The organism is Spirillospora sp. NPDC000708, assembly GCF_040299565.1.
Taxonomy (GTDB): Bacteria; Actinomycetota; Actinomycetes; order Streptosporangiales; family Streptosporangiaceae; genus Spirillospora.
The window spans coordinates 64177-76816 of record NZ_JBEPCJ010000022.1; the positions used below are offsets into that span (position 1 = coordinate 64177).

The 12640-nt window shown below is 73.6% G+C and carries 10 protein-coding genes; 9 read left to right on the forward strand and 1 reads right to left on the reverse strand.

Features of this window, described 5'->3' with window-relative positions:
* The first annotated feature begins 35 nt into the window (after positions 1-35).
* The gene (locus ABT299_RS18085; RefSeq protein ID WP_500251468.1) at positions 36-1448 is read left to right on the forward strand and encodes an MFS transporter; all 1413 of its coding nucleotides are present in this window, start codon (positions 36-38) and stop codon (positions 1446-1448) included.
* A 247-nt stretch (positions 1449-1695) separates the two neighbouring features.
* Here ABT299_RS18085 and bldD read toward each other — a convergent pair whose 3' ends face one another.
* Complete coding sequence (gene bldD / locus ABT299_RS18090) at positions 1696-2190, reverse strand: transcriptional regulator BldD (RefSeq protein ID WP_030145002.1); 495 nt, start codon at positions 2188-2190, stop codon at positions 1696-1698.
* Between the two features lie 402 nt (positions 2191-2592).
* Here bldD and pyrR point away from each other — a divergent pair, with 402 nt between their 5' ends.
* From pyrR to pyrF, 8 genes are all read left to right on the forward strand, one after another.
* Entirely contained in the window at positions 2593-3213 is a 621-nt protein-coding gene (pyrR, locus tag ABT299_RS18095; protein ID WP_190861908.1) for a bifunctional pyr operon transcriptional regulator/uracil phosphoribosyltransferase PyrR, read from the forward strand.
* Positions 3210-4151: an aspartate carbamoyltransferase catalytic subunit gene (locus ABT299_RS18100; RefSeq protein WP_190861828.1), complete on the forward strand. Its 942-nt coding sequence runs from the start codon at positions 3210-3212 to the stop codon at positions 4149-4151. Before pyrR ends, ABT299_RS18100 begins: the two co-directional genes overlap by 4 nt.
* Positions 4148-5434, forward strand: a complete 1287-nt coding sequence (locus ABT299_RS18105) for a dihydroorotase (RefSeq protein WP_500251469.1) — start codon at positions 4148-4150, stop codon at positions 5432-5434. The genes ABT299_RS18100 and ABT299_RS18105 overlap by 4 nt, the downstream gene beginning before the upstream one ends.
* Positions 5431-6549, forward strand: a complete 1119-nt coding sequence (gene carA, locus ABT299_RS18110) for a glutamine-hydrolyzing carbamoyl-phosphate synthase small subunit (RefSeq protein WP_500251470.1) — start codon at positions 5431-5433, stop codon at positions 6547-6549. The genes ABT299_RS18105 and carA overlap by 4 nt, the downstream gene beginning before the upstream one ends.
* The gene (gene carB, locus ABT299_RS18115; RefSeq protein ID WP_500251471.1) at positions 6549-9917 is read left to right on the forward strand and encodes a carbamoyl-phosphate synthase large subunit; all 3369 of its coding nucleotides are present in this window, start codon (positions 6549-6551) and stop codon (positions 9915-9917) included. Before carA ends, carB begins: the two co-directional genes overlap by 1 nt.
* Positions 9918-9984: 67 nt before the next feature.
* Entirely contained in the window at positions 9985-10872 is an 888-nt protein-coding gene (locus ABT299_RS18120) for an iron-sulfur cluster-binding protein (protein WP_190861804.1), read from the forward strand.
* Positions 10869-11861, forward strand: a complete 993-nt coding sequence (locus ABT299_RS18125) for a dihydroorotate dehydrogenase (protein WP_190861802.1) — start codon at positions 10869-10871, stop codon at positions 11859-11861. Before ABT299_RS18120 ends, ABT299_RS18125 begins: the two co-directional genes overlap by 4 nt.
* Positions 11858-12550, forward strand: coding sequence for an orotidine-5'-phosphate decarboxylase (gene pyrF, locus ABT299_RS18130; RefSeq protein ID WP_387028995.1), 693 nt, complete (start codon positions 11858-11860; stop codon positions 12548-12550). The genes ABT299_RS18125 and pyrF overlap by 4 nt, the downstream gene beginning before the upstream one ends.
* Positions 12551-12640: the final 90 nt, after the last annotated feature.

Below are 12640 nucleotides of genomic sequence, written 5' to 3' on the forward strand. Positions count from 1 at the left end.
GCGATCGTTAGGGCGGCGAAGTAAGGGAGGGCATCGTGGCGGCGCGGGGCGGACGAGGGCTGGTGCCGCTGCTGGCGTTCCTCGGCGTGATGGCGTACTCGCTGTCGATGGCGGTCGTGACGCCCGCGCTCGCGCTGATCCAGGAGGGCCTGCACACCACCGCGGCCGGCGCCGCGTGGGCGATCACGTCGATGACGTTGTCGGCGGCCGTGGCGACGCCCGTGGTCGGCCGGCTCGGCGACCTGTACGGGCCGCGCCGGGTGCTGCTCGCGGTGCTGATCATCGCGACCGTCGGCATGGTCGTCGCGGCGGCGGCGGGGTCGCTCCCGCTGATGCTGTTCGGCCGGATGCTGAGCGGGATCGGCGGCGGCGTGTTCCCGCTCGCCTACACGATCATCCGGGACGTCTTCCCGCCCGCCCGGACCGCGTCGGCGGTCGGCCTGATGTCGTCCATGCTGGGCCTCGGCGGCGCGGTGTCGTGGTGCCTGGCCGGGCCGATCATCGACCTGCTGGGCTGGCGCTGGCTGCTGTGGGTGCCGCTGGCCGGGCTGGTGCCGGGCGTCCTGCTCGCCTGGTGGATCGTTCCAGCATCCGAGCCCCGGGAGGCCGCCAGGGTCGACTGGTGGGGCGCCGCGCTGTTCGCCGGCTGGCTGGTCGCGGCGCTGACCGCGCTGACCGAGGGGATGGACTGGGGCTGGACGTCCCCCGGCGTCCTCGGCCTGCTCGGCCTCGCCGCGGCGCTGGCGGCGGCGTGGCTGCGGGTCGAGGCCCGCGTCGCCGAGCCCCTGGTCGACCTGCGGCTGATGCGGGTCCGCGGGGTCTGGACGGCGAACGCCGCGTCCCTGCTGTCCGGGTACGCGCTGATGGCGGGCGGGCTGCTGTTCCCGCTGCTCGTCCAGCTGCCTGCGAGCACCGGCTACGGCTTCGGCGGGACGGCCACCCAGGCGGCCCTGCTGCAGCTGCCGGCCAGCATCGGGATGACGGCGGCGGGGATGACCGCCGGGCTCCTCGACCGCCGGATCGGGTCGCGGCTGGTCCTGCTCGGCGGGGCCGTGCTGACGGCCGCCGGCTACGCCTTCGTCGTGGTCGAGCACGCGGCGATGTGGCAGCTCTACGTCGGCGGGCTCGGCCGCGGCATCGGCCTCGGGTTCGCCTACGCCGCCGTCGCGAACCTCGTCGTCGCTGCGGTCCCGGCGGGGGAGACGGGCGTCGCCACCGGCATCAACACCCTCATCCGCACCGTCGGCGCGTCCCTCGGCACGCAGGTCAGCGCCGTGATCGTGGCGGGCCTGCCCGGCGAGCGCGGCTTCTCGGCGGGGTTCGCGGTCAGCGCCGCCGTCATGGTCGCCGTGCTCCCGCTCGCGCTGCTCGTCCCGCGCCGGGGCCGCCGCCCGCGCGGCGGGGTCGCGTCCCGCGGGCAGGAATGCCGGACCGCTCCCGTGTCGTGATGCGGCGGCGTGGACGCAGAGTGATGGATGCGGCCCGCGGGCCCCGGGGAACCGGGGCGTGCGGAAGAGACCTCCGCGCTTTTCCCGGGAAATTCCCGCCCGCGAAGGAATCCGGGCGGAAACGCAATCGAGTTCGCCGCCGCCCGGCCGGGCGCGCGGGCGAAACGGAACGGGACCCGGAGGTGATCCGGGCCCCGTCACAGTGGTGCGTCGAACAGGTGGTGCGTCGATCAGGTGGTGCGGTCGATCAGAACGACTCGACGGCGCGGCGCGCCTCCGGGTCGAGCACGCCCCAGGTGATGAGCTCTTCGGTCAGCTCGGTCGGGGACTTGTCATAGATGACCGCCAGGGACCGCAGGTCTTCCTGGCGGATGGACAGGACCTTTCCGTTGTAGTCGCCCCGCTGGCTCTGGATCGTCGCGGCGTAACGGGCGAGAGGACCGGCCTTGTCCTTCGGAAGCTGCTGCAGCCGCTCAAGGTCGATGACGAGCTTGGGCGTGGGCCCGAGCGGGCTCGGCGCGGCTCCGCCGGGCAGCAACTCGGAAACCGGCACGCCGTAGAAATCGGCGAGCTCGGCCAGCTTCTGAACGGTGACGGCGCGGTCGCCCCGCTCGTACGAACCCACGACGACGGCCTTCCAGCGGCCGCGGGACTTCTCCTCCACACCGTGCAGCGACAGCCCCTGCTGGGTGCGGATGGCGCGCAGGCGCGCGCCGAGAGCCTTTGCGTATTCAGACGGCATTCTGCGGCCCCCCAGGCTCACGTTCGTCGTCGTTGGACCCCGGCGGACGCCGGGGGGAGACAGATTCCCGGAGCCATTGGGGCCCAAGACCCTGTCCCCAGGGATGGTTACGGACAGTGACGGTAAAACGGTGAGGGCGCTAGGTCAAGCTGATTGGAAAAAAGCGGTCGAATCCGTAGGTCTCGATCCGGTCGCTCCGGATCCCCGCAACCCCTGGCGGACAGGGGGCGCGGGCCCGCCGGCGGCCGCCGGACGGCCTCCAGGGCGGGCCGAGTGTGACCCCTCTCACCAGGCAAGACGCGGGAGGGCCGGGTGCGGAGCAGCCGCGCCCGGCTGCTACCGTGTCCGGGACAAGACGTCCTTTAAGACCCGTCCCGTGAGGCGGGAAAGGAGGTTTCGGTGGTGAATGCTGCCTCCAGGCCGGAACGGCCTGCGGGGGCGCGCGCGGACACGGACCCCGGGCCCAAGGCCGTTCTGGAGGGTCCCGACATCAGGCGGGCGCTGACCCGGATCGCGCACGAGATCCTCGAACGCACCAAGGGCGGGCACGACGTCCTGCTCCTCGGCATCCAGACGCGCGGCGTGACGCTCGCCGAGCGGCTCGCCGGGCTACTGCGCGACGTCGAGGGCCGGCCGGTGCCGTGGGGGTCCCTCGACGTCACCATGTACCGCGACGACCTGCGCATGCGCCCCGCCCGCGCGCTCGGCCGCACCGAGCTGCCGTCCGACGGGGTCGACGACCGCGTCGTCGTCCTGGTCGACGACGTGCTGTTCTCCGGCCGGACGGTCCGCGCCGCGCTCGACGCGCTCAACGACCTCGGGCGGCCGCGCGCCGTGCAGCTCGCCGTCCTGGTGGACCGCGGGCACCGGGAACTGCCCATCCGCGCCGACTACGTGGGCAAGAACCTGCCCACCTCGATGCGCGAGAACGTCCGGGTGCTGCTGGCCGAGAACGACGGCCGCGACGCCGTCCTGCTCGGCCCCGCGGCCGGGGCGCCCGTCCCCGCGGAGGGAGCCAAGTGAAACGCCATCTGATCTCGGCGGCCGACCTCACCCGCGACGACGCGCTGCTGGTGCTGGACACGGCCGAGGAGCTCGCCCAGATCGCGAGCCGCGCCGTCAAGAAGCTGCCGACGCTGCGCGGCCGGACGGTCGTCAACCTGTTCTTCGAGGACTCCACCCGCACCCGGATCTCGTTCGAGGCGGCCGCCAAGCGGCTGTCCGCCGATGTGATCAACTTCTCCGCGAAGGGGTCCAGCGTGTCCAAGGGCGAGAGTCTGAAGGACACCGCGCTCACCCTGGAGGCGATGGGCGCCGACGGCGTCGTCATCCGGCACGGCGCGTCCGGCGCCCCGCACCGGCTCGCCGGCTGGGTGCAGGGCAGCGTCGTCAACGCCGGCGACGGCACCCACGAGCACCCGACGCAGGCGCTGCTGGACGCGTTCACGATGCGCAAGCGGCTCGGCGACCTGGAGGGCCGCCGCGTCACGATCGTCGGCGACGTCCTGCACAGCCGGGTGGCACGATCCAACGTGCTGCTGCTCAACACCCTGGGCGCCGACGTCACCGTCGTCGCGCCGCCGACGCTGCTGCCGGTCGCGATCGACACCTGGCCCTGCTCGGTCTCCTACGACCTGGACGGCGTGCTCCCCAAGAGCGACGTCATCATGATGCTGCGCGTCCAGCAGGAGCGGATGAACGCCGCCTACTTCCCGACGGTGCGCGAGTACAGCCGCCGCTACGGCCTCGACGCCGAGCGCATGGCGGCGCTCCCCGACCACGCCATCGTCATGCACCCCGGCCCGATGAACCGCGGCGTCGAGATCGCCGCCGAGGTCGCCGACTCCGTCCGTTCCACGATCGTCGAGCAGGTCGCCAACGGCGTCAGCGCCCGCATGGCGGTCCTCTACCTGCTGCTCGGGGGCTCCGAGCCCGCCATCGGCCAGGAGGTCTCCCAGTGACCGCGTACATCATCAGGGGCGCCCGCGTCCTCGGCGGCGAGCCGGCCGACATCCTCGTCCGCGACGGCGTCATCGCCGGGATCGGCACCGGCCTCGACGAGTCCGGCGCCCAGGCCGTCGACGCGGCGGGCCTCGTCGCGCTGCCCGGCCTGGTCGACCTGCACACCCACCTGCGCGAGCCCGGCCGCGAGGACGCCGAGACCGTCGAGTCCGGCACGAAGGCGGCCGCGATGGGCGGCTACACCGCCGTCCACGCGATGGCCAACACCGACCCGGTCGCCGACACCGCCGGCGTCGTCGAGCAGGTGTGGCGGCTCGGCCGCGAGGCCGGGTACTGCGACGTCCAGCCCGTCGGGGCGGTGACGCGCGGGATCGCCGGCGAGCAGCTCGCCGAGCTCGGCGCGATGGCCGACTCCGCCGCCGCGGTCCGGGTGTTCTCCGACGACGGGCACTGCGTGTCCGACGCGGTGATCATGCGGCGGGCGCTGGAGTACGTGAAGGCGTTCGACGGCGTCGTCGCGCAGCACGCGCAGGAGCCCCGGCTCACCGAGGGCGCGCAGATGAACGAGGGCGAGATGTCGGCCGCGCTCGGGCTGCGCGGCTGGCCCGCCGTCGCCGAGGAGGCGATCATCGCCCGGGACGTGCTGCTCGCCCAGCACGTCGGGTCGCGGCTGCACGTCTGCCACGTCTCCACCGCCGGCTCGGTGGAGATCATCCGGTGGGCGAAGAGCAAGGGCTGCCCGGTGACCGCCGAGGTCACCCCGCACCACCTGCTGCTGAACGACGCCAAGGCCGGCACCTACGACCCGATCTTCAAGGTCAACCCGCCGCTGCGCACCGCCGACGACGTCACCGCGCTGCGGCACGCGCTCGCCGACGGCACCATCGACTGCGTCGCCACCGACCACGCCCCCCACCCGGTCGAGGCGAAGGAGACCGAGTGGGCGGTCGCCGCGATGGGCATGATCGGGCTGGAGACCGCGCTGCCGGTCGTCCAGGAGGCGATGGTCGACACCGGCCTGCTGGACTGGGCCGGGGTCGCCGACCGGATGTCGTACCGCCCCGCGAAGATCGGCCGCCTTTCCGGACAGGGCCGTCCGCTGGAGGCGGGGTCGCCCGCCAACATCACGCTGTACGACCCGTCGCCGCGCCGCGCCGTGGACCCGTCGGCGATGACCTCCAAGAGCCGCAACACCCCGTTCGCGGGGCTGGAACTGCCCGGCCGGGTCGTCGCGACGTTCCTGCGCGGCGAGCCGACCGTCCTGGAAGGGAAGCTTCAGTGACCCCTGCACTGCTCGTTCTGGAAGACGGCAGGGTCTTCCGCGGGACCGCCTACGGCGCCACGGGCGAGACCTTCGGCGAGATGGTCTTCAACACCGGCATGACCGGCTACCAGGAGACGCTCACCGACCCCTCCTACGCCCGCCAGATCGTCGCGATGACCTCCCCCCACATCGGCAACACCGGCGTCAACGCCGAGGACCCGGAGTCCGCGCGCGTCCAGGTCGCCGGGTACGTGGTGCGCGAGCCCGCGCGCGTGGCGTCCAACTGGCGCGCGACCGGCTCGCTCGGGTCGCTGCTGCGCGAGCAGGGGATCGTGGGCATCGCGATCCCCGGCACCCGCGCGCTGACGCGGCACCTGCGCGACCGGGGCGCGATGCGCGCCGGCGTCTTCAGCGGCCCGGACGCCCTCGCCCCCGGCGAGGACGCGCTGCTGGAGCGCGTCCGGCGGAGCCCGTCGATGGAGGGCGCCGACCTCGCCCGGGACGTCTCGGCCGCCGAGCCCTACGTCGTCGCGGCGCGGGGCGGCAAGCGCTTCACCGTCGCCGCCGTCGACCTCGGCATCAAGGCGATGACCCCCTACCGGATGTCCGAGCGGGGCTGCGAGGTGCACGTGCTGCCCGCGGGCAGCACCGCCGAGGAGATCCTCGCGCTGAACCCCGACGGGGTGTTCTTCTCCAACGGCCCCGGCGACCCCGCCGCCGCCGGCTACGCCGTCGACGCGCTGCGCGGCGTCCTGGACGCCGGCAAGCCGTTCTTCGGCATCTGCTTCGGCAACCAGATCTTCGGCCGCGCGCTCGGCCTCGGCACCTACAAGCTGCGGTTCGGGCACCGGGGCATCAACCAGCCCGTCCAGGACCGGACCACCGGCAAGGTCGACGTGTCGGCGCACAACCACGGGTTCGCCGTGGACGCCCCCACCGACGGCCCGTTCGACACGCCCTACGGGCGCGCCGAGGTCAGCCACGTGAACCTCAACGACGGCTGCGTCGAGGGGCTGCGCCTGCTGGACCGCCCGGCGTTCTCCGTCCAGTACCACCCGGAGGCCGCGGCGGGCCCGCACGACGCCTCCGGGCTCTTCGACCGTTTCTGCGACCTGATGGAGGCGTCGAAGTAATGCCGCGCCGCGAAGACCTGAAGTCCGTCCTGGTCATCGGCTCGGGGCCGATCGTCATCGGCCAGGCGTGCGAGTTCGACTACTCCGGCACCCAGGCGTGCCGGGTGCTGAAGGCCGAGGGCCTGCGGGTGACGCTGGTCAACAGCAACCCCGCCACGATCATGACCGACCCGGAGTTCGCCGACGCCACCTACGTCGAGCCGATCACCCCCGAGGTCGTCGAGAAGATCATCGCCAAGGAGCGGCCGGACGCGCTGCTGCCCACCCTGGGCGGCCAGACGGCCCTCAACACCGCCATCGCGCTCTACGAGAGCGGCGTCCTCGCCCGGTACGGGGTCGAGCTGATCGGCGCCGACGTCGACGCGATCCAGGCCGGCGAGAACCGGGAGAGGTTCAAGGAGATCGTCGCCAAGGTCGCGCGCGAGCAGGGCCTGAACGCCGAGTCCGCCCGGTCGGTGATCTGCCACACCATGGACGAGATCATCGCGGCGGCCGGCGAGCTCGGCTACCCGCTCGTCGTCCGGCCGTCGTTCACCATGGGCGGCCGCGGCTCCGGCTTCGCCCACGACGAGGACGAGCTGCGCCGCATCGCCGGCGCCGGCCTCGACGCGTCCCCGACCAGCGAGGTGCTCCTGGAGGAGTCGATCCTCGGCTGGAAGGAGTACGAGCTGGAGGTCATGCGGGACCGCGCCGACAACGTGGTCATCGTCTGCTCCATCGAGAACCTCGACCCGATGGGCGTGCACACCGGCGACTCGATCACCGTCGCGCCCGCCATGACGCTGACCGACCGCGAGTACCAGAACATGCGCGACGTCGCGATCGCGGTGATCCGCGAGGTCGGCGTCGACACCGGCGGCTGCAACATCCAGTTCGCCGTGCACCCCGGCACCGGCCGGATGATCGTCATCGAGATGAACCCGCGGGTGTCGCGGTCGTCGGCCCTCGCCTCCAAGGCCACCGGCTTCCCGATCGCCAAGATCGCCGCGAAGCTGGCCATCGGCTACACCCTCGACGAGATCCCGAACGACATCACCCGCGAGACGCCCGCGTCGTTCGAGCCGACCCTCGACTACGTCGTGGTCAAGGTGCCGCGGTTCGCGTTCGAGAAGTTCCCCGGCGCCGACCCGACCCTCACCACCCACATGAAGTCGGTCGGCGAGGCCATGGCGATCGGCCGCTGCTTCACCGAGGCGCTGCAGAAGGCGCTGCGGTCCCTGGAGCGCAAGGGCTCGTCGTTCAGCTGGGCCGGCGCCGCCGACGACGCCGCGCTCCTGGAGTCGGCGCGGCGGCCGCACGACGGGCGCCTCCGCGACGTCCAGCGGGCGCTGTGGGCCGGCGCGAGCGTCCAGGAGGTCTACGAGGCGACCGGGATCGACCCCTGGTTCCTCGACCAGATCGCCGCGATCAACGAGATCGCCGAGGAGATCCGCACCGCCGACGACGCGCTCACCAGGGACAAGCTCCTGCGCGCCAAGCGGCATGGGTTCTCCGACGCGCAGATCGGCGAGCTGCGGGGCCTGTCGGAGGAGGTCGTCCGGGAGCTGCGGCACGCGCTCGGCGTCCGCCCCGTCTACCTGACCGTCGACACCTGCGCCGCCGAGTTCGCCGCGCAGACCCCGTACCTGTACTCCGCCTACGACGAGGAGACCGAGGTCCCGCCGGGCGAGAAGCCCAAGGTGATCATCCTCGGCAGCGGACCCAACCGGATCGGCCAGGGCGTCGAGTTCGACTACTCGTGCGTCCACGCCTCGTTCGCGCTGGCCGAGGCCGGCTACGAGACCGTGATGGTCAACTGCAACCCCGAGACCGTCTCCACCGACTACGACACCTCCGACCGGCTCTACTTCGAGCCGCTCACCCTGGAGGACGTCCTGGAGGTGGTGTACGCCGAGCAGCAGTCCGGCGAGGTCGCGGGCGTCATCGTCCAGCTCGGCGGGCAGACCCCGCTCGGCCTGGCGCAGAAGCTCAAGGACGCCGGCGTGCCGATCGTCGGGACGTCCCCCGAGAGCATCCACCTCGCCGAGGAGCGCGGCGCGTTCGGCCGCGTCCTGCACCGGGCCGGGCTGCTCGCGCCCAAGCACGGCACCGCCACCTCCTACGAGGAGGCCCGCGAGATCGCCGACGAGATCGGCTACCCCGTGCTCGTCCGCCCGTCCTACGTGCTCGGCGGGCGCGGCATGGAGATCGTGTACGACGACACCACGCTGGAGTCGTACATGGCGCGGGCCACCGAGGCCAGCCCCGAGCACCCGGTGCTCGTCGACCGGTTCCTCGACGAGGCCATCGAGATCGACGTCGACGCCCTCTACGACGGCGAGGAGCTGTACCTCGGCGGCGTCATGGAGCACATCGAGGAGGCCGGCATCCACTCCGGCGACTCGGCGTGCGCCCTGCCGCCCATCACCCTCGGCCACGACGACATCCGCCGCATCCGCGAGTCCACCGAGGCGCTCGCCAAGGGCGTCGGGGTCCGCGGCCTGATGAACGTCCAGTACGCGCTGGCGGCGGGCGTCCTGTACGTCCTGGAGGCCAACCCGCGCGCGTCCCGGACCGTCCCGTTCGTGTCCAAGGCGACCGCGGTGCAGCTCGCCAAGGCCGCCGCCCGGGTCATGATGGGCGCCACGATCGCCGAGCTGCGCGCCGAGGGGCTGCTGCCGGAGGCCGGCGACGGCGGCTCCCTGCCGCTGGACGCGCCGATCGCGGTGAAGGAGGCCGTGCTGCCCTTCGACCGGTTCCGCAACGAGCGCGGGCAGGGCGTCGACACCGTCCTCGGCCCCGAGATGCGCTCCACCGGCGAGGTCATGGGCATCGACGAGGTGTTCGGCACCGCGTTCGCCAAGTCGCAGCAGGCCGCCTACGGCTCGCTGCCCACCAAGGGCCGCGCGTTCGTGTCGGTCGCCAACCGCGACAAACGGCACATGATCTTCCCGGTCAAGCGGCTCGCTGACCTGGGCTTTGAGATTCTTGCCACGGAAGGGACCGCGGAGGTCCTGCGCCGCAACGGCGTGCGTGCCAAGATCGTGCGCAAGCACAGCGAAGGCACGGGCCCGGACGGCGAGCCCACCATCGTGCGGCGCGTCCTGGACGGCGAGGTCGACCTCATCGTCAATACTCCCTTCGGAAGCCCCGGCCAGTCGGGGCCGCGGCTCGACGGGTACGAGATCCGCACCGCGGCCGTGCTGCGGGGCGTACCGTGCGTGACGACCGTCCAAGGGCTCGCCGCCGCCGTCCAGGGCATCGAGGCCGTCGCGGGCGGCCAGGTCGGCGTCCGCTCCCTCCAGGAGCACGCCGAGCGGCTCAGCGGCGCCCACGGGCGCACCGGCGCGGTCACCCGGGCGGGTGACGGCACGGTGACGCCCGGGTGACAGCCGCCGCGCGGGCGGGGCCGGTGGTCCCGTCCGCGCGGCGAACGCGACGAGGAGAGGGAGACGGGTGTCCGACACGCCGGTGCAGACGTCGGCGACGGTCCTCACGGTCCGCCAGGTGCAGGACTACCACGCGATGACGCTGGTGGCGCCCGCCATCGCCGAGCGGTTCCGGCCCGGCCAGTTCGTGGCCGTCGCCGTCGGCGGCGAGCACACCGCCCGGCTGGTCCGCCGCTGCTTCGGCGTCCACCAGGTCCAGTCCGACTACGGCGGCACCGTCGAGGTCGTGTTCGCCGACACCGAGCCCGGCACCGGCTGGCTCGCCGGCCGCCGCTCCCGCGACCAGCTCGACCTGCTCGGCCCCCTCGGCCGCCCGTTCCGGCTGCCCCGCGACCCCGTCAGCTGCCTGCTGGCCGCCGGCGGCCCCGGCGGCGCCTCGGTGTTCGCGCTCGCCGACACGCTGCTGCGCCGCGGCTGCCAGGTCCACTTCGTGCTCGCCGGCCCGTCCGCCCGGCAGGTGTTCGGGTCCCGGATGGCGCAGCGCATCGGCGACTCCGCCACCGTCGTCACCGAGGACGGCTCGCTCGGCGAGAAGGGCACGATGCGGGACGTGCTGCCCCGCGTCGTCCAGGAGACCGGCGCCGACGTCGTCTACGCGTGCGGGCCGACCGGGCTGCTGCGCTCGGTCACCCGGATCGCCGGCGAGTTCGGGCTGCCGTCCCAGGTGTCGGTCGAGGAGTTCCTGCAGCGCACCGGCGCCTGCGGCATCGGCGTCTGCATGACCTGCATGCTGCCCGTGCACGGCGACGACGGCGTCACCCGCATGGTCCGCGCCTGCGCCGACGGGCCCGTCCTGCGCGGCGACCGCGTCCGCTGGGGCGACCTCGGCACCATCCCGTTCGACGCGCTCGGCGCCCCGCGCGTCCTCAGCGTCACGGAAGGAGGCTCCAAGTGAGCGACCGCGCGAGCGGCCGGGTGAGGACCGCCCTCGGCGCCCTGGAGCTTCCGAACCCCGTCCTGACCGCCTCCGGCTGCGGCGGCACCGGACGCGAGCTCGCCCAGTTCTTCGACCTCACCCGCCTCGGCGCGTTCGTCACCACCTCGGTGATGTCCCAAGCGCGCGCGGGACGCCCGACCCCGCGCGTGACCGAGACGCCCAGCGGCCTCCTCACCGCCATGGGCCTCCCCGGACCCGGCATCGAGACGTTCCTGGAACGTGACCTTCCCTGGCTTATCGAACAGGACGTCCGCACCATCGTGTCCATCGCCGGCAACAGCGTCGAGGAGTTCGGCGACCTCGCCCGCCGGCTCCGCCACGTCCCCGGCGTCGCCGCCATCGAGGTCAACGTCGCCTGCCCCAACGTCGAGGACCGCGGCCGCATGTTCGGCTGGCACCCGTCCGCCGCCGCGTCCGTGCTCCGCGCCGTCCGCGCCGCCGCCCGGCCCGGCACCCCGATCTTCGCCAAGCTCGCCCCCGACGTCACCGACATCGTCGGGATCGCGCTCGCCTGCGTCGACGCCGGCGCCGACGGCCTCACCCTGATCAACACCATGGACGGCATGGCGATCGACCCGCACACCCTCCGGCCCGCCCTCACCGGCGTGTCCGGCGGCCTGTCCGGGCCCGCGATCCGGCCCGTCGCCGTCCGCTGCGTCTACCAGGTGCACGCCGCGCTGCCCACCACGCCGATCATCGGCGTCGGCGGCATCGCGACCGGCCTCGACGCGCTCGAGTTCATCCTGGCCGGCGCGTCCGCCGTCGCCGTCGGCACCGCCCTGTTCCACGACCCCGCGGCCGGCCCCCGCGTCCTGCGCGAGCTGGACGAGGCCCTCGCCGCCCGCCGCATCGGGCGCCTGGCCGACGCCGTCGGGCTCGCCCACAAGCCCGCCGGCTACGTGCCGCCCCAGGTGCGGCCCCAAGAGCCCGAGAAGGAGAAGCTGTGACCGCAGCCCCCATCGCCGTCGCGCTGGACGCGCCCGACCTGGACACGGCCGCGCGCTGGGCCACCCTGGTCACCCCGCACGTCTCCACCGTCAAGGTGGGCCTCGAGCTGTACCTGCGGTACGGCCCCGACGTCGTCGCCAGCGTCCGCGGCGCCAGCCGCGTCCAGGTCTTCCTGGACCTCAAGCTGCACGACATCCCCGCCACCGTGCGCGGCGCCGCCCGCGCCGTCGCCCGGCTCAAGCCGGCCTACCTCACCGTGCACGCCGCCGGCGGCCCCGCCATGATCCGCGAGGCGGTCGACGCCGCCCCCGCCACCAAGATCGCCGCGGTGACGGTGCTGACCTCGCTGGACGAGGCCGACCTGCGCGCCGTCGGCGTCGAGGGCCCCGCGCCCGACGCCGTCCGCCGCCTCGCCGCCCTCGCCGTCGGCGCCGGCGCCCAGGCCCTCGTCTGCTCCCCGCAGGAGGCCGCCGCCGTCCGCGCCGAGGTCGGCCCCGACATCACCCTCATCACCCCCGGCGTCCGCCCCGCCGGCGCCGACACCCAGGACCAGGCCCGCGTCGCCACCCCCGAGGCCGCGCTCGCCGCCGGCGCCGACCTCCTCGTCGTCGGCCGCCCCATCACCGCCGCCCCCGACCCCGGCGCGGCCGCGGCTGCGATGGCGGCCACCCTTCGCAAGCTCAGCTAGCCCAGGGGGGCGACCCCCTGGAACCCCCGTCACGGTCGGGAGGCTGTTTCCCGCTCCGCTGGCGGGGCCCGCGCAACAGCCAGCCAGAAA